The organism is Micromonospora sp. CNZ296 (genome assembly GCF_007827635.1).
Genome location: NZ_VISW01000002.1, coordinates 584195 through 603359 on the forward strand (window position 1 = coordinate 584195; position 19165 = coordinate 603359).

Annotated in this window: 16 protein-coding genes; 10 read left to right on the plus strand and 6 right to left on the minus strand. The window is 74.1% G+C overall.

Annotated elements, in window-relative coordinates; genetic code table 11:
* Positions 1–2: 2 nt before the first annotated feature.
* Positions 3–2303, plus strand: coding sequence for a malto-oligosyltrehalose synthase (gene treY / locus FB455_RS05425; protein WP_145752509.1), 2301 nt, complete (start codon positions 3–5; stop codon positions 2301–2303).
* On the plus strand, positions 2300–4033 hold the full coding sequence (gene treZ / locus FB455_RS05430; RefSeq protein ID WP_013477019.1) for a malto-oligosyltrehalose trehalohydrolase: 1734 nt from the start codon (positions 2300–2302) through the stop codon (positions 4031–4033). Before treY ends, treZ begins: the two co-directional genes overlap by 4 nt.
* Positions 4034–4037: 4 nt before the next feature.
* On the opposite strand, the gene FB455_RS05435 is transcribed toward treZ, so the two are convergent.
* Both FB455_RS05435 and FB455_RS05440 read right to left on the minus strand, forming a co-directional pair.
* A complete protein-coding gene (locus tag FB455_RS05435; RefSeq protein ID WP_145752511.1) occupies positions 4038–6854 on the minus strand; it encodes a BTAD domain-containing putative transcriptional regulator in 2817 nt (938 codons plus the stop codon).
* Positions 6855–6975: 121 nt separating this feature from the next.
* Entirely contained in the window at positions 6976–7590 is a 615-nt protein-coding gene (locus tag FB455_RS05440) for a calcium-binding protein (protein ID WP_013477017.1), read from the minus strand.
* A gap of 235 nt (positions 7591–7825) precedes the next feature.
* Between FB455_RS05440 and FB455_RS05445 the strand changes: the two genes are divergently transcribed.
* Complete coding sequence (locus FB455_RS05445; RefSeq protein ID WP_030274305.1) at positions 7826–8473, plus strand: maleylpyruvate isomerase family mycothiol-dependent enzyme; 648 nt, start codon at positions 7826–7828, stop codon at positions 8471–8473.
* A gap of 53 nt (positions 8474–8526) precedes the next feature.
* Here FB455_RS05445 and map read toward each other — a convergent pair whose 3' ends face one another.
* Positions 8527–9300, minus strand: coding sequence for a type I methionyl aminopeptidase (map, locus tag FB455_RS05450; protein WP_071095274.1), 774 nt, complete (start codon positions 9298–9300; stop codon positions 8527–8529).
* Between the two features lie 66 nt (positions 9301–9366).
* Between map and FB455_RS05455 the strand changes: the two genes are divergently transcribed.
* From FB455_RS05455 to bla, 3 genes are all read left to right on the plus strand, one after another.
* Positions 9367–9657 carry a helix-turn-helix domain-containing protein gene (locus tag FB455_RS05455; RefSeq protein WP_013477014.1) on the plus strand — a complete coding sequence of 97 codons (291 nt, stop codon included), beginning with the start codon at positions 9367–9369 and terminating at the stop codon, positions 9655–9657.
* 45 nt (positions 9658–9702) lie between these two features.
* Positions 9703–10308 carry a DUF6518 family protein gene (locus FB455_RS05460; protein WP_232236776.1) on the plus strand — a complete coding sequence of 202 codons (606 nt, stop codon included), beginning with the start codon at positions 9703–9705 and terminating at the stop codon, positions 10306–10308.
* 151 nt (positions 10309–10459) lie between these two features.
* Positions 10460–11398 carry a class A beta-lactamase gene (gene bla, locus FB455_RS05465; protein ID WP_145752513.1) on the plus strand — a complete coding sequence of 313 codons (939 nt, stop codon included), beginning with the start codon at positions 10460–10462 and terminating at the stop codon, positions 11396–11398.
* Positions 11399–11422: 24 nt separating this feature from the next.
* Here the strand turns inward: bla and FB455_RS05470 are convergent, their stop codons facing one another.
* On the minus strand, positions 11423–12901 hold the full coding sequence (locus FB455_RS05470; RefSeq protein ID WP_013286020.1) for a glutamate-cysteine ligase family protein: 1479 nt from the start codon (positions 12899–12901) through the stop codon (positions 11423–11425).
* A 187-nt stretch (positions 12902–13088) separates the two neighbouring features.
* On the opposite strand from FB455_RS05470, the gene FB455_RS05475 reads away from it, so the two are divergent.
* Positions 13089–13430 (plus strand): DUF3817 domain-containing protein, encoded by a 342-nt coding sequence (locus FB455_RS05475; RefSeq protein ID WP_013286021.1) that lies wholly within the window; start codon positions 13089–13091, stop codon positions 13428–13430.
* Here the strand turns inward: FB455_RS05475 and FB455_RS05480 are convergent.
* Positions 13411–14301: an alpha/beta fold hydrolase gene (locus tag FB455_RS05480; RefSeq protein ID WP_013286022.1), complete on the minus strand. Its 891-nt coding sequence runs from the start codon at positions 14299–14301 to the stop codon at positions 13411–13413. The genes FB455_RS05475 and FB455_RS05480 overlap by 20 nt on opposite strands.
* A gap of 36 nt (positions 14302–14337) precedes the next feature.
* Complete coding sequence (locus FB455_RS05485) at positions 14338–14877, minus strand: hypothetical protein (RefSeq protein WP_036311648.1); 540 nt, start codon at positions 14875–14877, stop codon at positions 14338–14340.
* A 151-nt stretch (positions 14878–15028) separates the two neighbouring features.
* Here FB455_RS05485 and FB455_RS05490 point away from each other — a divergent pair, with 151 nt between their 5' ends.
* From FB455_RS05490 to FB455_RS05500, 3 genes are read left to right on the plus strand one after another with little or no spacing between them, the layout of a single operon-like run.
* Positions 15029–16153 (plus strand): baeRF2 domain-containing protein, encoded by a 1125-nt coding sequence (locus FB455_RS05490; protein ID WP_013286024.1) that lies wholly within the window; start codon positions 15029–15031, stop codon positions 16151–16153.
* Positions 16146–17897: a thiamine pyrophosphate-binding protein gene (locus FB455_RS05495; protein WP_145752515.1), complete on the plus strand. Its 1752-nt coding sequence runs from the start codon at positions 16146–16148 to the stop codon at positions 17895–17897. The genes FB455_RS05490 and FB455_RS05495 overlap by 8 nt, the downstream gene beginning before the upstream one ends.
* A gap of 51 nt (positions 17898–17948) precedes the next feature.
* Positions 17949–18995, plus strand: a complete 1047-nt coding sequence (locus tag FB455_RS05500) for an iron-containing redox enzyme family protein (RefSeq protein ID WP_145752517.1) — start codon at positions 17949–17951, stop codon at positions 18993–18995.
* Positions 18996–19165: the final 170 nt, after the last annotated feature.

The following is a 19165-nucleotide window of genomic DNA, read 5'->3' on the forward strand; positions in this document are numbered from 1 at the left end:
CGATGCCCGACACCCCTCGCTCGACGTACCGGGTCCAGGTGCGTCCCGGCTTCGACCTGGACGCCACGGCCGAGCTGGCGGGCTACCTCGCCGCGCTCGGCGTCACCCACCTCTACACCGCGCCCCTGCTCACCGCCACCCCCGGCTCCACGCACGGCTACGACGTGGTGGACCACCGCGCGGTCAACCCGCAGCTCGGCGGCGAGGCCGCCCGGGCGCGGCTGGTCCGGGCGCTGCGCGCGGCCGGACTGGGCCTGGTCGTGGACATCGTGCCCAACCACGCCGGGGTGGCCCGGCCCGAGGCCAACCCGGCCTGGTGGGACGTGCTGCGGCGGGGACGCGAATCGGCGTACGCGCGCTGGTTCGACATCGACTGGGACCGCGGACGGCTGCTGCTGCCGGTGCTCGCCGACACCGCCGACGCGCTCGACGACCTGAAGCTCGTCGACGGGGAGCTGCGCTACCACGAGCACCGCTTCCCGGTCGCCGACGGCACCGGCGACGGCACTCCCCGGCAGGTGCACGACCGGCAGCACTACGAGCTGGTGAACTGGCGGCGCGGCGACGCCGAGCTGACGTACCGCCGGTTCTTCGCCGTGTCCGACCTGGCCGGCCTGCGGGTGGAGGACCCGGAGGTCTTCGACGCCACCCACGCGGAGATCCTGCGCTGGGTCGCCGCCGGCGAGGCCGATGGCATCCGGGTCGACCACCCGGACGGGCTGCGTGACCCGGCCGGCTATCTCGCCCGGTTGCGCGCCGCAGCACCGGCGAGCTGGCTGGTGGTGGAGAAGATCCTGGAGTACGGCGAGGACCTGCCGGACTGGCCGGTCGACGGCACCACCGGCTACGACGCGCTGGCCGCCGTGTCCGGGCTTTTCGTCGACCCGGACGCCGAACCGGAGTTCACCACGCTGGACGGCCGGCTGACCGGGCGGCACACGTCCTGGGCCGACCTGACGCACGCCACCAAGCTGGAGGCCGCCACCCGGCTGCTCGCCGCCGAGCTGACCCGGCTGGCCGCGCTCGTGCCGGAGCTGCCCGGCGAGCAGGCCCGCGCGGCCCTGGCCGAGCTGGCCGCCTGCTTCCCGGTCTACCGCGGCTACCCGCCCGAGGGCGCCCGGCACCTGGCCACCGCCCGCAGCGAAGCAGGCCGCCGCCGTCCCGACCTGATCGGCGTGCTGGACGCGGTCACCGCCCGGCTGCGCGACCCCGGCCACGAGCTGGCCGCCCGGTTCCCGCAGTTCACCGGCGCAGTCATGGCCAAGGGCGTGGAGGACACCGCGTACTACAGGTGGAGCCGGTTCGTCGCCCTCAACGAGGTCGGCGGCAGCCCGGCCCACTTCGGCGTACCAGCGGCCGAGCTGCACCGGTTCGCCGCCACCCGGCAGGTCCGCTGGCCGGCGAGCATGACCGCGCTCTCCACCCACGACACCAAGCGCGGCGAGGACGTCCGCGCCCGGCTCGCGGTGCTGTCCGAGATGCCCGGCCGCTGGGCCGAGCGGGTCGCCGACTGGATGTCCCGCGCGCCGCTGGCCGACCCCGCGCTGGCCCACCTGCTCTGGCAGACCGCCGTCGGGGCGTGGCCGATCGAGCGGGAGCGACTGCACGGGTACGCCGAGAAGGCCGCCCGGGAGGCGTCGGTCACCACCAGCTGGGCCGACCCGGACCCGTCCTTCGAGCACGAGATGCACGCCCTGGTCGACCGGATGTACGACGACCCGGAACTGCACGCCCAGATCACCGCGTTCGCCGCCGAGATCACCCCGCCCGGCTGGTCCAACGCGCTCGGGCAGAAGCTGGTGCAGCTCGCCATGCCCGGTGTGCCCGACGTCTACCAGGGCACCGAGCTGTGGGAGAACTCGCTCGTCGACCCGGACAACAGGCGGCCTGTCGACTTCGCCGTACGCCGGGACATGCTGGCCCGGCTCGACGCCGGATGGCGGCCCGCGGTGGCCGACGACGGCGCGGCCAAGCTGCTCGTGGTGTCCCGGACGCTGCGGCTGCGCCGCGACCGCCCGGACCTGTTCGGCGGCTACCGGCCGGTGCCGGCGCGCGGCCCGGCCGCCGCGCACGCGGTGGCCTTCGACAGGGGCGGCGCGGTGGCGGTGGCGACCCGGCTGCCGCTGCGGCTGGCCCGCTCCGGCGGCTGGCGGGACACGACGGTGTCACTTCCCGTTCATCAGTGCACCGACTTGTTCACCGGGCGGGTCTACAGTGGTTCTGAGCTGCTCCTGGATGATCTGCTGAGCACCTATCCCGTCGCCCTCCTCGCACCCACCGACTCTGTGGAGGCCGCCGCATGACCGAGTTCACGGTGTGGGCGCCCGAGGCCGCCCGGGTGCGGCTGCGCCTGCCCGGCGCCGCCGACCACGCGATGCGTCAGGGGCCGGACGGCTGGTGGCGGGTCGAGGTGCCCGACGCCGGGCCGGGCACCGACTACGCGTTCCTGCTCGACGACGACGAGCAGGCCCTGCCGGACCCGCGCTCGGCCTGGCAGCCGGCCGGGGTGCACGGGCCCAGCCGGCTCTACGACCACGCCGCGTTCGGCTGGACCGACGCCGCCTGGACCGGCCGGCAACTACCCGGCAGCGTGCTGTACGAGCTGCACATCGGCACGTTCACCCCGGAGGGCACGTTCGACGCTGCGATCGCGAAGCTCGACCACCTGGTCGACCTCGGCGTCGACATGGTCGAACTGCTGCCCGTCAACGCGTTCAACGGCGAGTACAACTGGGGCTACGACGGCGTCTGCTGGTATGCCCCGCACGAGCCGTACGGCGGCCCGGACGGCCTGAAACGGTTCGTCGACGCCGCCCACGCCAAGGGCCTGGGGGTGATCCTCGACGTCGTCTACAACCATTTCGGGCCCTCCGGGGCCTACGCGCCGCGGTTCGCGCCGTACCTCACCGAGCAGAGCAACACCTGGGGCCGCACCGTCAACCTGGACGGCCCGCACTCCGACGGGGTGCGCCGCTACATCGCCGACAGCGTGCTGACCTGGCTGCGCGACTACCACGTCGACGGGCTGCGGCTGGACGCCGTGCACGCCATGCCGGACGGCCGGGCCGTGCACTGGCTGGAGGAGGTCGCCGCCGAGGTCGAGGCGCTGTCGACGCACCTCGGACGGCCGCTGTCGCTGATCGCCGAGAGCGACCTCAACGACCCGCGCCTGATCACGCCCCGCGAGGCGGGCGGGTACGGCCTGCACGCCCAGTGGAACGACGACGCCCACCACGCGCTGCACACGCTGCTCACCGGCGAGCGGCAGGGCTACTACGGCGACTTCGGCTCCCTGGAGTGCCTCACCGACGTGCTGACCGGCGGCTTCTTCCACGCCGGCACCTGGTCCAGCTTCCGGGGCCGCAGTCACGGCCGCCCGGTCGACAGGCAGCGCACGCCCGGCCACCGCTTCGTGGCGTACCTGCAGAACCACGACCAGATCGGCAACCGGGCCACCGGCGACCGGATCTCCGCCACGCTGTCGCCCGGCCTGCTGCGCGTCGGCGCGACGCTGCTGATGACGGCGCCGTTCACGCCGATGCTGTTCATGGGGGAGGAGTGGGCGGCCTCCACGCCGTGGCAGTTCTTCACCAGCCACCCGGAGCCGGAACTCGCGGCGGCGGTCGCGACCGGCCGCCGACGCGAGTTCGCCGACCACGGCTGGGCCACCGACGACGTACCCGACCCGCAGGACCCGCAGACGTTCCTGCGGTCCCGGCTGGACTGGGCCGAGCTGGACAAGCCGGAGCACCGCGAGACGTACGACCTCTACCGGCGGCTGATCGCGCTGCGCCGATCCCGGGCCGACCTGTCCGACCCCCGGCTCGACCGGGTCGACGTACGCCACGGCGACCGGTTCCTGGTGATGCGGCGCGGCGAGACGCTCGTGGTGGCGAACCTGGCCGGCCGGGCACAGCGGATCAACCTGCCCGGTGTGGTACGCCGGGTGCTGCTCGCCACCTCGGAGGGCGTCACTGTGATGCGCGACGGGATCGAGTTGCCGCCGGAGAGCGCGGCGATCGTGGCGCTCTGAGCGCTCACTGGTGAAGTTTCCGCCGTACCGCCTCGGCGTCGGCGTGACCGAGTTCGTCGAGCAGCGCGAGTGACCGTTGCCAGGCGTCCCGGGCCGCGTCCGCTCGCCCGGCCGCGGCCCACGTGTCGCCGAGGTGGTCCAGCACGATGCCCTCGGCATGCCGGTCACCGATGTCGGTGAACAGGGCGAGGGCCTGCCGGAAGCAGTCGACTGCGTGCTCGTACTCGCCGAGGTGGTGGTGGGCGAAGCCGATGCTGTCCCACGTGTTCGCCTGCCCGTACGCGCTCCCGGCCTCCTCGGACAGGGCGAGCGCCCGGCGGCAGAAGGTGATCGCGTCGTGGTGCTCGCCGAGCTGCGAGTGGTACCAGCCGATCGCGTTGAGCGCGACCGCCTGCTTGAGCGGGCCGCCGACCCGTTCGTAGAGGGCGAGGCTCCGCCGCGCGTGCGGCAGGGCCTCCCGGGGCTGCCGCTGCCGGTCGTGCAGCATGCTGAGGTCGAAGTGGGTGTGCGCCCGCCCCTCGTCGTCGCCCAGGGCGGCGAACAGGTCGAGCGCGGCGAGCAGGTTGCGCTGCGCCTCGTCGTACCGGCCGAGGTTGGAGCAGGCCCCGGCCAGGAGCCGGCGCGCCTGGGCCTGCGCGGGACGGTCACCCGACCGCCGGGTCGCCTCGACCGCCCGGCGGGCCACTGTGGCCCAGTCGTGCCAGTGGCCCTGCCTGTCGAAGTAGGTGGCCAGGGTCCACGACAGCTGCCCGGCAGCGGTGTCGAGGCCGTTGCCGGCGGCGTAGTCGATGATCGCGAGGAGCACCTGGTGTTCGCTGGTGAACCAGGCCAGCGCGGCCGCCAGGTCGTCGAGCCGTTCGGCGGTCACCCCCGGCGCGGCGGGGGCCAGGGTCAGCGGGTCGCGCTGCGGGGACAGCAGCAGCGCGGCCGCGTGCGCCGTGTGCAGGTGGTGGTCGACCAGCCGGCACAGCGCGGGCCGGGTACCGGCCGGGTCGCCGGTCGCCCGCTCGACCGCGAAACTGCGGACCAGGTCGTGCATGCGGTACCGGCCCGCGACGTGCTCCTGCACGAGATGCGCGTCGACCAGCTCGCGCAGCAGCGGGCGCAGCTCGTCCGGCGTACGGGCGGTCAGGCCGGCCGCCGCGGCCCGGCTGATGTCCGGGCCCGGGGCGAGTCCGAGCAGCGTGAACACCTCCGCCGAGGCCGGTGTGAGCGCCGCGAGCGAGCGGGACAGCACCACGCGCAGGTTCGTCGTCGCCTCGTCGCCGGCCAGCGCGTCCAGCGGGTGGACAGCCGTGGTCAGCTCCGCCGCGACCGACGACAGGGGGAGTTCGGGGTGAAGCGCGGCACGGGCCGCCACGATCCCGAGCGCCAGCGGCAGACCTCCGCAGAAGCGCAGGATGTCCGCGACGGCGTCCGGGTGTCCCGCCACCCGTGCGGCACCCACCTGCCGGACGATCAGCTCGTGGGCCTCGTCGTCGGGCAGCACGTCCAGTGGCAGCGGACGCGCGCCGTGGGTGGTGACGAGGCCGGCCAGCTGCCGGCGGCTGGTCACCAGGACCGCACTCGTGGGCGTGCCGGGCAGCAGCGGGATCACCGTGGCGGTGTCGCGGGCGTCGTCGAGAACCACCAGCAGCCGGCGGCCGGCGACGAGCGTGCGGTACAGCGACGCCCGGGCGTCCGGGTCGGCCGGGACGCGTGCCGGTTCGACGCCGAGTGCTTCGAGGAATCCGCGCACCGCCGCGGGCCACGCCACCGGGTCCGCGGTCGGATCGAAGCCGCGCAGGTTGACGTAGAGCTGCCCGTCGGGGAAGCGGCCGGCGTTGGCGTGCGCCCAGCGCAGGGCCAGCCAGGTCTTTCCGACGCCACCGCCACCACCGATGGACGAGATCACCACCGGCGACCCGCCGCCGTCCGGGCGTCCCGCGTCGCCGAGTTGTTCGTCGAGGCGCGCGAGCTGGGCGGTCCGGCCGGCGAAGACCCCTGGCGACGCTGGTAGCTGCCGGGGCACGGCACCCGCATCCCGTGCCGTGCCGGTGGCCGTCGCGCTCGGCTCGCCGCCGCCCGGCAGGTCCGGCGGCGCGATCGCCGCGTCGGCGGTGAGGATCTGCTGGTAGAGCTGTGCCAGCGGCGGGCTGGGGTCCGTACCGACCTCGGCGGCCAGCCGGCGGCGCATCCGGTGGAAGTGCTCGAGGGCGTCGGCCTGCCGCCCGCACCGGTACAACGCGAGCATCGCCTGCGCCGCCAGGCGCTCGTCCCACGGGTACCGGCCGCTCAGCGCCAGGACGTCGGGGAGAAGGCGGACGTGCCGGCCCCGGCGCAGGGCGATGTCGTTGCGGTCCAGCGCGGCGGCGAGCCGCTGCCGGTCGAGGGTCTGCCGGTAGGCCACCAGCCACTGTGTGGTCAGCCCGTCGAACGCCTCGCCGCGCCAGAGACCCAGCGCCCGTTCCAGGCAGCTGATCGCTGTCGCGTCGTCCCCGGCGCGCCGAGCCTGCTCGGTCAGCTCGCGGAAGCGGTGTAGGTCGACGCGGTCCGGGTCGACGGCGAGCAGATAGCCGGGATGGCGCCGGACGATGCGGACCTCGTCCGTGCCGGCCAGGGCCCGGCGGAGCCGGGACAGGTAGCCACGCAGGGTGGCGGTGGCCCCGTCCGGCACCTCGTCGCCCCAGACCCGGCTGATGAGCTGTTCGGTCGCGACGACACGGTTGGGCTCGACCAGCAGGGCGGCGAGGACGCACTGTTGACGGGCGTGACCGATCCGGACCGTCCGGCCGTCGACCCGGACGTCCAGGTCGCCGAGTACCCGGAACTCCACCGCCACGGACTGTCACGGTAGCCGCGGACGGCGATGGTCGGACCGGGCCTGACGACGATCCGACAGGCGGCAGCGCGACGGTCCGCGTTCCCGGTCTCCCGGTGCGCGGACCGCCGTGCCGGCGGGATCACGGGCAGTTGATCGGGAGATCCAGGGTGGGCCGGGGATCGTCGATCACCGCGTCCGGTCCGCAGTCACCGTCGTCCCAGCCGGGGCCGCCGACCAGGGTGTCCACGCCCTGGTCGCCGTAGAGGTGGTCGTCGTTGCTGCCGCCGTCCACGCGGTCGTTGCCGTCCAGGGCGCTGGGCCCGATGAAGCGGTCACCGTGGATGGTGTCGGCGCCGCCGTCGCCGTGGAGGTTGTCGTTGCCCAGGTCGCCCCAGATGTCGTCGCCGGTCAGCCCGCCGTAGACGATGTCGTCGCCGCTGTTGGCCTGGATGTCGTCGTTGCCGTCGAGCCCGCAGATGATGTCGTCGTAGACGCTTCCGACGATGACGTTGCGAGTTGTCGTGCCGATGATGAACTCCGGGCCGTTGGCGTTGTTGCTGACGTAGAGCGCGCCGGCGAATCTCAGGGTGTATCCGGCCGGCACCGGCGCCCCGGAGTAGGGGCCGCAGTCGGCGGGGACGATGTAGGCCGCGGACGCCGGGGCGGCGCCACCGGCAAGGCCCGCGGCGGCCAGGACGAGCGCACCGACCACCGAGGCGGCGGCACGCGAGGTGGAGAGGAAACGGTGTGACATGACGCTTCTCCCTTGCGGTTTGATGGATGCGAGAAGCGTCACCGGCGAGCGTTCAGCGGACGTGCAGCAAACGTTGAACCCGACTCGCCCCCGTCGATCTTGGAGTTGTGGCGCCTCGAATGTCGCCGATGCCGGGTTGGTGAACCACCACAACTCCAAGATCGGCGAAGGGGGGAGCGGTGAGTTCGCCGCGGCGGCGCGGTCCAACCTCCGACGGCCCGACTCTGGAGGTTCCATGTCCGACACGCTGACCCGCAGCGAGCTGTGGGCGCTCGCGCACGCCGAGCGCGCCGCCCTGGCCGACGATCTCGCCGGGCTCGACGCGGCGCAGTGGGCGCGGCCCTCGCTGTGCAGCCGGTGGACGGTGGAGGAGACGCTGGCGCACATGACCGCGGCGGCGAGCATCGGCCGCGTCCGCTGGCTCGCGAGCGTGCTCGGCGCTCGCTTCGACTTCGATCTGCACAACGACCGCCGGCTGGCCGGGCACCGGGGCGCCGACCCGGGGGAGACGCTGGACCGGTTCCGCCGGATCATCGGCAGCACCACCTCGACGTTCGGGCCGACCGAGGCGTGGCTCGGTGAGGTGGTCGTGCACGCCCAGGACATCCGGCGTCCGCTCGGCCTGACACGGACGCCGTCGGTCGAGGCCGTCACGCCGGTCGCCCGGTTCTACGCCGGGCGGGACTTCACGGTGGCCGGGCGCAGCGCGATCGACGGCCTGCGGGTGGAGGCGACCGACGGACCGTTCACCGCCGGCACCGGCCCGCTGGTCAGCGGCACCACGCTCGCGCTGATGATGGCGATGGCCGGGCGGGCCGCCTACTGCGACGACCTCACCGGCCCCGGCGTGCCGGAGCTGCGGGAGCGCTGCGCACCCGCCTGACGACGCCCGGCGGCGGGAACGCGGGAGAACGGCGACGCCTGCCGCAGCGAAGGTCACTGCTTCGGCAGCGTCAGGATCTCCGCGCCGTCGTCGGTGATGGCGATGGTGTGCTCGCTGTGCGCGGTGCGGCAGCCGGTCGCGCTGCGCAGCGTCCACCCGTCGGCGTCGGTGACCAGCGTGGCGGTGTCCGCCATCACCCACGGCTCCAGCGCCAGGAGCAGTCCGGGACGCAGCGTGTAGCCGCGCCCGGGGCGCCCGGTGTTCGACACGTGCGGGTCCTGGTGCATCGTCGACCCGACGCCGTGGCCGCCGAACTCGGTGTTGACCGTGTATCCGGCTTCGGTGAGGACCGAGCCGATGGCGTACGAGAGGTCGCCGACGCGGGCGCCGGGGCGGGCCGCGGCGATCCCGGCCTGCAACGCCCGTTCGGTGGCGTCGATGAGCGCGACGCTCTCCGCGGGCCGGGCGTCACCGACGACGAAGCTGATCGCGGAGTCGGCCACCACCCCGCCCAGCGAGACGGCCAGGTCGAGGCTCAGCAGGTCGCCGTCGGCCAGCGTGTAGTCGTGCGGCAGCCCGTGCAGCACCGCGTCGTTGACCGAGGTGCAGATGTAGTGGCCGAACGGCCCGCGCCCGAACGACGGCTCGTAGTCGACGTAGCAGGACTGCGCCCCGGCCTCGGTGATCATGCGCTGCGCCTGCCGGTCGATGTCGAGCAGGTTCGTGCCCACGGTGGTGCGGCTGCGCAGCGTCCGCAGGATGTGGGCGACCAGGGCGCCGGTGTCCCGCGCCCGCCGTACGTCGGTGGGGCTCAGGATCTCGATCATGCAGGCGCCTTCCTCACGCGACCAATAAGTATCCCGGTCATGTTATCCCGGTATTAGAATCCTGGCATGGTCAGGTTGCCCCTCACCCCCGCCGAGGTCGAGCGCGGGCAGCGCCTCGGTGCGCTTCTGCGCCGCGCCCGGGGCGAGCGTTCGATGCTGCTCACCGCGCTCGACGCCGGTGTCTCCCCGGAGACGCTCCGGAAGATCGAGTCCGGCCGGGTCGCCACGCCGGCGTTCCCCACCATCGCCGCCATCGCCGACGTCCTCGGCCTCTCCCTCGACGAGGTGTGGGCCGAGATCAACCGCTCCGACGCCGCGGTGCGTCTCGCGCCGTCCGAGCGGCGCCTGGCTTCGTAGGGCCACCCTGCCGACCCGGTGAGCATACTGAGTATGCTCCCCCGCATGCCACCCTCGCGTCGCGCCGTCGCGCTTGTCGTCCCCGTCGCCGGTTTCCTGCTCGGCTTCCTGGACTTCGTCTGGATCAAGTGGGTGCCGTTCCCGTTCGCCGAACTCGGCAACTCCACAGCCACCTGGGCGGTCGCCGCGTTCGCGCTGGGATGGTGGATCCGGTCGGGCGCGGTGCGCGCCGCCGTGGCGGCCAGCGTCCTGCTGATCGTCGCGGTGCCCAGCTACTACCTGGCGGCGACGCTGCTCCAGGGCGACGACCTCGCCGTGATCTGGTCGCCCACCTCGATCGTCTGGATGGCGTTCGGCGTGGTGGCGGGCGTGGTGTTCGGCGTCGGCGGCATCTGGGCGCGGACCGACGGATGGCGGCGAATCGTGGGGACCGCCCTGCCGGTGGCCGTGTTCGTCGAGGAGGCGCTGCGGTTCGCGCTGAAGTCCGGGTCGTACCCCGGAGCGTGGTGGAACGTCGCGATCGACCTCGCGCTCGCCGCGCTGCTCGTGGTGCTGATCGGCCGGTCCGCCCGGGTGCGGCTGCTGGCCGCCGCGGTGGCGCTGCCGGTGGCCGCGCTCGGCGCTGTCACGTTCGCCGCCGTCGCGGGCTGACCCGCCGCGTCGGCCGGCGAACCACCGGTCCTGGCCGGCGCGGCGGGCGGCCGGACCACCGCGCCGGCCGAGAGGCTGCGGACCACCGGCGACCGGGATCGGCGACAATGGCCCGAGAACGGCGTGGTCCGGACGACGGGGGAGGAAACGGATGATCCGACGGCAGGTGCTCGCGGCGGCGATGCTCACGGCGACGGCTCTGGTGGCCGGCTGCACCACGGACCGGCCCGAACCCGCACCGGCGACCAGCGCCCCGGCCGCATCCACCGCCTCGGCCACGCCGAGCGCCACACCGAACGCCTCGCCGGTGCCCGCGCCGCCGGAACTGGCGGCCCTGGAGCGGCGCTCCGGCGCCCGGATCGGCGTCTTCGCCCTCGACACCGGCACCGGCCGCACCCTCGCGCACCGGGCCGACGAGCGGTTCGCGTACGCCTCCACGTGCAAGGCGCTCGCGGCGGGCGCGATGCTGGCCGCCACGTCGGACGCCGACCGGGACCGGGTGGTCCGCTACCGGCGCGCGGACCTGGTGGCGCACTCCCCGGTGACCGAGCGGCACGTGGAGACCGGGATGACGCTGCGGGACGCCGCCGAGGCGGCGGTGCGGTACAGCGACAACACCGCCGGCAACCTGCTGTTCGACGCGCTCGGCGGCCCGGCCGGTTTCGAGCGGGCGCTGCGGGACGTCGGCGACCAGGTGACCCGGCCCGCCCGTACCGAGCCGGAACTCAACGCGGCCACGCCCGGCGACGAGCGCGACACCAGTACGCCGCGCGCGCTGGCCGGCTCGCTGCGGGCGTACACGCTGGGTGAGACCCTGCCGCCCGCGGACCGCGACCTGCTGCTGGGCTGGATGCGGGCCAGCACCACCGGGAGCGGACTGGTCCGGGCCGGCGTGCCGGCCGGCTGGCAGGTGGCGGACAAGTCCGGCACCGGCGGGTACGGCACCCGCAACGACATCGCCGTGGTGTGGCCGCCGGACCGGGCGCCGATCGTGCTCGCAGTCATGTCCAGCCGGGACAGCCGCGACGCGGAGCCCGACGACGCGCTGGTGGCCCAGGCCGCGCGGGCGACCGTGACGGCGCTGCGCTGACGCGGGGCACCGCGCCGACCCGGCTCAGGGGATCGGCCACTCGTGCACGGGCCGGTTGCTGTGCATCAGGTCGACGTAGTGGCGGACCACCTCGCGCAGCGCCGCCGGCCGGTCCATGTGGTCGGCCGACTCCAGCCGGTGCAGCGTCTCCACCTGCCACGTCGCGCCGTTGCGGCCGGTCAGGCAGCGCTGCTCGACGATGCCGAGCAGCCGATCCCGCTCCGCCGGGTCCAGGCCCCACCGGTCCAGCCCGTGGTGGGCCATCGGCAGCAACCGGCGCAGCACCAGCTCGGTCACCGGCAGGTAGCCCAGCCCGGGCCAGTACACCTGGGCGTCGATGCCGTGCCGGGCGCAGGCGTTGAAGTTCTCCTCGGCCGCGCTGAACGACATCTGCGACCACAACGGGCGGTCGGACTCGGCGAGCGCCCGTACCAGGCCGAAGTAGAACGCGCCGTTGGCGACGGTGTCCACCACCGTCGGCCCGGCCGGCAGCACCCGGTTCTCCACCCGCAGGTGCGGCCGGCCCTTGAGCACGTCGTAGACCGGCCGGTTCCACCGGTAGATGGTGCCGTTGTGCAACCGCAGCTCGGCCAGCTTCGGCACGCCGCCGCTGTGCAGCGTGGCCGCCGGGTCCTCCGGGTCGCAGACCGGCAGCAGCGCCGGGAAGTAGCGGACGTTCTCCTCGAACAGGTCGAACACCGACGTGATCCAGCGTTCGCCGAACCACACCCGCGGGCGTACGCCCTGGGCCTTGATCTCCTCCGCCCGGGTGTCGGTGGCCTGCTGGAACAGCGGCACCCGGGTCTCGCGCCACAGCTCCCGGCCGAAGAACAGCGGGGAGTTCGCGCCGAGCGCCACCTGGATGCCGGCGACCGCCTGGGCCGCGTTCCAGTAGTCGGCGAACTGCGCCGGGCTGACCTGGAGGTGGAACTGGGTGCTGGTGCACGCCGCCTCCGGCGTGATGGTGTCGGCGGTGGTGGCCAGCCGCTCCACCCCGCTGATCGCGATGGGCAGGTCCTCGCCCCGGGCGGCGAAGATCTGCTCGTTGAGCAGCGCGTACCGGGGATTGGCCGACAGCGTCTCGGCGGTCAGGTGCTCCGGGCGCAGCGTCGGCAGGATCCCGATCATCACCATGTGCGCGCCGACGGTACGGGCCTTCTCCTCGGCGGCGTTCAGGCTGGCCCGGACGTGCTCCTCGAACGCCGCGGTGCCGGTGCCGGCGAGCCGCCGCGGCTCGACGTTGATCTCCACGTTGAACTGGCCCAGTTCGGTCTGGAACGCCGGGTCGGCGATCGCCTCCAGCACGTCGGCGTTGCGCATGGCCGGGTCGAAGCCGTCGTCGACCAGGTTCAGCTCGATCTCCAGGCCGGTCATCGGCCGCTCCACGTCGAACCGGGACTCGCGCAGCATCTCGGCGAACACGTCCAGGCACCGCCGGACCTTCTCGCGATAGCGGGCCCGGTCCTCCCGGCTGAAGGTACGCACGCCGACGTCCTCGCCCATGGTCACCACCCTGTCACCGTTGGTTCTCCCCAACCTCGCACGGAGTGGCGGGTCAGGAAAGGCCCGGAGGCCCTTTTCTGTACCCCGTGGCGGCCCCGGTGATCCCCGTCGCGGGGCAGCGGGTTCCGTCCGGGCGGCCCGGCCCGGGCGGCTAGCATGGCCGCCGACGGCGAAGGGGAGTGGCGGAATGCGCGACGGGTGGATCCGGGCGTTCGTGGTGGCGGCGTTCGCCGAGGCCTGCTCGTGGGCGGCGCTGCTGGCCGGCATGGCGGTCAAGTACGGCCCGCCCGGCGACGAGATCGGCGTGAAGATCTTCGGCCCGATCCACGGCGCGCTGTTCGTGGTCTACGGCCTGCTGGCGCTTGTGGTGGCCCGGCGGCGCCGCTGGACGCTCGTGCAGACCGGGCTGGCCCTGGCCAGCGCGGTGCCCCCGTTCGCCACCGTGCTGTTCGAGCGCTGGGCGAGCCGCAGGGGCCTGCTCGACGCGCCGGCTGTCGCGCAGCGGCCGCTCACCCCCGCGGGTCGCTGACCGCGGCGACATCCTCGGCGAGGAACCCGGCCAGCACGTCGGTCAGCTCCCGCGGCGCCTCCTCGGCCATGTGGTGCCCGGACGGGATCGACGCGGTCCGCACGTCGTCGGCCCAGTCCCGCCAGATCGCGGCCGGGTCGCCGTAGAGGTCGACCATGTCGTCGCGCTCGGACCAGGCGAACAGCACCGGGCAGCCGATCCGCCGCCCGGCGGCCCGGTCGGCGTCGTCCGCCGCCCGGTCCGGCCCGAGCCCGGCCCGGTAGTCCTCGCACATGGCGTGCACCGTCGCCGGGTCGTGGATGGCGCGCCGGTAGTCGGCGTACGCCTGCTCGCCCATCTCCTCCGGTGATCCGCCGTACCAGGCGTCCGGATCGGCGTTGATCACCCGCTCGGCCGGCTTGGCGAGCTGACCGAGGAAGAACCAGTGCCACCAGCGGGCGGCGAACCGGGCGTCGCAGCGGGCCAGCGCCTCACCGATCGGCACCCCATCCAGCACGCCGAGGCGGCTCACCCGGTCCGGATGGTCCAGGGCGGTCCGCATGGCCACGTACGCGCCGCGGTCGTGACCGATCACTGCGGCCCGGCGGTGGCCGAGCGCGTCGAGCAGCCCGACCACGTCGGCTGCCATCGCCCGCTTCGAGTAGACGGTGTGCTCCGGGTCGCTCGGCGGCTTCGACGAGCCGCCGTAGCCGCGCAGGTCCGGGCAGATCACCGTGTGCCGCGCGGCCAGCCGCGGCGCCACCCGGTGCCAGGTCGCATGGGTACGCGGGTGCCCGTGCAGCAGCACCACGGGTGGCCCGGAGCCGCCGTGGCGTACGCGCAGGCGGACCTCGCCGACGTCGATCTCGGTGAGCGTGAATCCGGCGAACATGGCCGCAGCGGTGCCCGCCTCCGGTGACGGGGAAACCTAGGTCAGGGCCGAGCAGGCGGCCACGCCGAACAGCAGCACGGCGCCCAGCATGGCCTGGAGCAGCAGCGCCGGACCCAGGTGGGACCAGAGCGTCGCGGTACGCGGGGTCAGCAGTTGCCCGGTGGTCAGGTTGACGATCCGCTCGATCCGCGGCGGCAGGTCCTCGTCACGTTGCGCCCGCAGCGTGAGCTGGACGTGGTCGCCGGGGTGCAGCGCGCTCTGCGGCAGGTGGCCGTGCAGCTCGACCTCGACCAGCCGGCCGGCGGCGTCGCGTACCCGGACCGGGGTGACCAGGAACTCCGGCCCCTTCTTCAGCTCCTTGAAGCTGCGCCGGGCCCCGCCGCCGCCGCTGCTGAGCAACGCGCGCACCACCTTCAGCAGCAGCCCCACCACGCCCGCGGCGGTCAGCACCGCGACCAGCGCGGGCTGCCCGACCCGGACCTCCCGGGCGTAGCCCTCCATCAACCGGACGAGACGCCCGGTGACGACGCGTTCCGTCGGGTGGACGACGCGTCGGCTGTACAGCTCCGTGTCCATGTTCACCACCGAGAGTCCCGTTCCGTGCACAGATGGTATCGGCCCTTCGGGTTGAACGACGTGAATGAACGGTGGTCACGCCCCGGCCGCCGGCAGGTGACATCCGCCGGGGTGCGGGTATGCGTGCGGCCGAGCCGGAAAGGGGTCGAGCATGCAGCTGTCCTTCCTGCGCCCGCTCTACAACCGTCCCGGGCCCTGGTGCTCGGTGTACATGGACGCCTCCCGCGACACCCAGGACGCGCGACCGCAGGTCGACCTGCGCTGGCGGGCCCTCAAGGGCGACCTGCTGGGGCAGGGCGCCGACCCGGTCACCGTCGAGGCGGTGGAGGAGGTCGTCCGCCGGCACCAGCCGATGCCCGGCGACTACGGCATCGCCGTCTTCGCCACCCGGGGCCGCGTGGTGCTCACCGAGTACCTGTCCGCGCCGCCGCTGCGTGACCTGGCGAGCTGGTCGGCGCTGCCGCACACCATGCCGCTGGTCGCCCAGCGCGGCGAGCAGGTGGCCTGGGTACGGGTGCTGGCCGACCGTACCGGCGCGGACGCCATGGCGGTCAGCGCCGGTGGCGTGCCCCGGCGCGCCCAGGTGAAGGGCGGGCAGAGCCGCCAGCTGCGCCGGGTGCAGCCGGGCGGGTGGTCGCAGTCCCGCTACCAGCGCGCCGCCATGGAGGCGTGGCACCAGAACGCCGGTGACGCCGCCGCGGCCACCGCCGACCTGGCCGAGCGCGTCGGCGCGGACGTCGTCCTGGTGGCCGGGGACGTGCGGGCCACCGGCATGATCGCCGCCCAGCTCCCCGAGCGCTGGCAGGACGTGCTGGTCCGCACCGACGCGGGCGCCCGCGACGTGGGCGCCGACGACACGCTGATGGACGACATCATGGTGCAGACCGTCGCCGAGGTCGCCGACCGGCGGATCGCCGCCGCGCTGGACCGCTTCGGCGTCCAGGAGGACGTCGGCGCCGGACTCGACGCCGTGGTCTCCGCGCTGCAACGCAACCAGGTCGACACGATGCTCATCGTGGACGACCCGTCGGCCGACGGCGAGTTGTGGGTGGGCCCCGAGCCGACCGAGATCGCCACCGACCCGGGGCAGCTGGCCGGCATGTCGGTGGCCGACCCCCAGCGGGTACGCGCCGACGCGGCGCTGCTGCGCGCGCTGATCGGCACCGACGCGGACCTGACGGTGCTCGCGCCCGAGGAGGCGCCGGAGCTGACCGACGGGGTCGGCGCGGTGCTGCGCTACGTCGACGCGAGCACGCCGGGGCGGGGTAATGGCTGAGCGCATCGTCGCCGACCTGGTGGTCGAACGCCTGCGGGCCTGGCGGGTGCCGCGGGTGTTCGGCTGTCCGGGCGCGGCGATCGCCCCGCTCGTGGGCGCGCTCGACGACGCGGGCGGGGACCCGGCGTTCGTCCCCGCCCGGCACGAGGAGACCGCCTCGTACATGGCCACCGGGCACGCGAAGTTCACCGGCGGCGTCGGGGTGTGCCTGGCGACCCAGGGCCCGAGCGCGGTGCACCTGCTCAACGGGCTCTACGACGCCAAGCTCGACAGCAAGCCGGTGGTCGCGATCATCGGCGAGGACGTCACCGGCCCACTCGGTGGCGCGCACGAGGAGATCGGGCTGAGCCGGCTGTTCGGCGACGTGTGCAACCAGTTCGTCCGCTACGGCCGCCGGCCCGAGCAGGTGCCGGCACTGCTGGACCAGGCGTTCCGTACCGCCGCGGCGACCCGCAGCCCGACCTGCGTGGTGCTGCCGCGCGCGTTGCAGGTCACCGCCGTACCGGACCTGCTGCCGCAGACCGCCGGGGTGGTCACCGCGACGCCCGGCGAGCCGCTGGCCCGGGTGCTGCCGCACGACGCCGACCTGGACGCCGCCGCCTCGCTGCTCGGCAACGGGCGGCGGGTGGCGGTGCTCGTCGGCCAGGGCGCGCACGGCGCGGCCGAGGAGATCGTCGCACTCGCCGACCGGCTCGGCGCGGGCGTGGCCACGTCGCTGCTGGGCAAGCCGGTGCTCGACGAGCGGCTGCCGTTCCACACCGGCGTGCTCGGCGAGGTCGGCACCACCACCGCCGCCGCGCAGCTCATGGGCTCCTGCGACACGCTGTTGATGATCGGCACCAACGATCCGTGGACCGACTGGTTCCCGATGCCGGGCCAGGTACGCACCATCCAGATCGACATCGACGGCCGGCGCATCGGCACCCGCTACCCGGTGGACGTGCCGCTGGTCGGCGACGCCGCCGAGACGCTGCGGGCGCTGCTGACCCGGGTGCCGGAGAATCCCCACCGCGAGTGGCGCGGCATGGTGGAGAAGATGGTGGACCGGTGGCGCGTGGCCGCCGCCGAGCGCGCCGCCACACCCGCCGATCCGGTCGACCCGCGGCTCGTGCTCCGTGAGCTGTCCACCCGGCTGCCCCGGCACGCCGGCGTCGCCGTCGACGTCGGCTCGGTCGTCTACTGGTACGCCCGGCACCTGGAGCTGCCGCCGGGTGTGCAGGCGCGGCTGTGCGGCACGCTCGGCTCGATGGGCTGCGCCCTGCCGTACGCGGTCGCCGCCAAGCTGGCCCGCCCGGACGAGCCGGTGTTCGCGCTGCTCGGCGACGGCGCGATGCAGCTCAACGGCCTGGCCGAGCTGATCACTGTGGCGCACCACTGGACGGCCTGGCGCGATCCCCGGCTGATCGTGCTGGTGCTGAACAACAGGGACCGGTCCGGCGTCGGCGGCGGCCGGTCACCCGGGGAGCGGGGGCCCGAGGTGCCGTACGCCGGGTGGGCCCGCCTGCTCGGGCTGCACGGCGTCCGGGTGGACCGGCCGGACCTGGTCGGACCCGCCTGGGACGAGGTGCTGGCGGCCGACCGGCCTGCCGTCCTGGAGGCGGTGGTGGACCCGGCCGTGCCGCTGGACGCGCCCGAACCGGCGCTGGCCGACCTGCGCGGCCTGGTGGCCGACGGGGACGCCGCCCGCCGGGTGCGGGAGCGGGTGATCCAGACCGAGGCCATCGCGGCGGACGAAGTCGTTTAGCGGCATCCGGGCGGGGCACTGCGACCGGGCGCAACCGTCCCGGGAGGTCACATGTCCGTCGCCGCCGACAGTCGTTACGGCCCCGCTCCGCTGCCCGCGGCGCGCGGGCCCGTCTCCGCCGCGCTGCTGACCGCGCTGCGCGCGGCGCCGGGCGAGCTGCCGGCCGGGCTGGGCACGCACCTGGACGCGGCCGCCGCGCCGCTGACCGACGAGGACCTCCAGCTCACCCTGTTCCTCTGCTACGAGCTGCACTACCGGGGCTGGTCGGGCGTCGACGAGGCGTGGGAGTGGGAGCCGTCGCTGCTGGCGCTGCGCGCCCGCGCCGAGCGGCCGTTCGAGGCGGCGCTGCGCGAGCTGGCCGGTCCGCAGCCGGCGGTGCTGCCGGCCGGCGTGCCGGGTGCGCTGGCCGACCTGGTGGCCGCCGACGACGGCCCGCCGCTGGCCGCCACGCTGCAACGCCGCGCCGACCTCGACCGGTTCCGCGAGTTCGTCGCCCACCGCTCGATCTACCACCTGCGCGAGGCCGACCCGCACAGCTGGGCGCTGCCCCGGCTCGGTGGGCCGGCGAAGGCCGCGCTCGTGGAGATCCAGACCGACGAGTACGGCAACGGCCGGCTGGACCGGATGCACGCCGAGCTGTTCCGCACCACGATGGACCGGCTCGGCCTGGACACCGGCTACGCCGCCCATCTGGACCGGGTGCCGGCGGTGACGCTGGCGACGAACAACCTGATGTCGCTGTTCGGTCTGCACCGGCGGCTGCGCGGGGCGCTGCTCGGGCACCTGGCCGCGTACGAGATGACCTCGTCGCTGCCGAATCGCCGCTACGGCAACGGACTGCGCCGGCTCGGCTTCGACGAGGTCGCCACGCGCTTCTACGACGAGCACGTCGAGGCCGACGCCGTACACGAGCAGATCGCCGCGTACGACATGTGCGGCGGGCTGGTCCGGGCCGAGCCGGCGCTCGCGTCCGACGTGCTGTTCGGGGCCGCCGCCGCGCTGGCGCTGGACGCCCTCTTCGCCGCACACCTGCTCACCGCCTGGTCGACGGGCGAGTCGTCCCTGCGCCCACCCCAGCACGCCCTCGCCGCAGCCTGACCCCACTTTTCCCGCGCGATCTTGCAGTTCGGGCCCCTTGAGTGTCCGGTTCGGGAGGTTTGCCGGGCACCGAAGTGCAAGACGCTTCTATGTCTGTGGTGATCGGTTCGGCTGATTGCCGTTAGGGTTCGGCGTTGGTGATCACTTGGGTGGCTCTTCGTTGATCCGGC

Excerpts from the sequence above, each read along its gene's own strand:
- FB455_RS05495 (WP_145752515.1), top strand. The coding sequence starts at position 16,146 with ATGGCTGAGCGCATCGTCGCCGACCTGGTGGTCGAACGCCTGCGGGCC.
- FB455_RS05490 (WP_013286024.1), top strand. The coding sequence starts at position 15,029 with ATGCAGCTGTCCTTCCTGCGCCCGCTCTACAACCGTCCCGGGCCCTGG.
- FB455_RS05445 (WP_030274305.1), top strand. The coding sequence starts at position 7,826 with ATGTCCGACACGCTGACCCGCAGCGAGCTGTGGGCGCTCGCGCACGCC.
- bla (WP_145752513.1), top strand. The coding sequence starts at position 10,460 with ATGATCCGACGGCAGGTGCTCGCGGCGGCGATGCTCACGGCGACGGCT.
- treY (WP_145752509.1), top strand. The coding sequence starts at position 3 with ATGCCCGACACCCCTCGCTCGACGTACCGGGTCCAGGTGCGTCCCGGC.
- FB455_RS05500 (WP_145752517.1), top strand. The coding sequence starts at position 17,949 with ATGTCCGTCGCCGCCGACAGTCGTTACGGCCCCGCTCCGCTGCCCGCG.
- FB455_RS05460 (WP_232236776.1), top strand. The coding sequence starts at position 9,703 with ATGCCACCCTCGCGTCGCGCCGTCGCGCTTGTCGTCCCCGTCGCCGGT.
- FB455_RS05480 (WP_013286022.1), bottom strand. The coding sequence starts at position 14,301 with ATGTTCGCCGGATTCACGCTCACCGAGATCGACGTCGGCGAGGTCCGC.
- FB455_RS05440 (WP_013477017.1), bottom strand. The coding sequence starts at position 7,590 with ATGTCACACCGTTTCCTCTCCACCTCGCGTGCCGCCGCCTCGGTGGTC.
- map (WP_071095274.1), bottom strand. The coding sequence starts at position 9,300 with ATGATCGAGATCCTGAGCCCCACCGACGTACGGCGGGCGCGGGACACC.
- FB455_RS05475 (WP_013286021.1), top strand. The coding sequence starts at position 13,089 with ATGCGCGACGGGTGGATCCGGGCGTTCGTGGTGGCGGCGTTCGCCGAG.
- treZ (WP_013477019.1), top strand. The coding sequence starts at position 2,300 with ATGACCGAGTTCACGGTGTGGGCGCCCGAGGCCGCCCGGGTGCGGCTG.
- FB455_RS05455 (WP_013477014.1), top strand. The coding sequence starts at position 9,367 with ATGGTCAGGTTGCCCCTCACCCCCGCCGAGGTCGAGCGCGGGCAGCGC.
- FB455_RS05470 (WP_013286020.1), bottom strand. The coding sequence starts at position 12,901 with ATGGGCGAGGACGTCGGCGTGCGTACCTTCAGCCGGGAGGACCGGGCC.
- FB455_RS05485 (WP_036311648.1), bottom strand. The coding sequence starts at position 14,877 with ATGGACACGGAGCTGTACAGCCGACGCGTCGTCCACCCGACGGAACGC.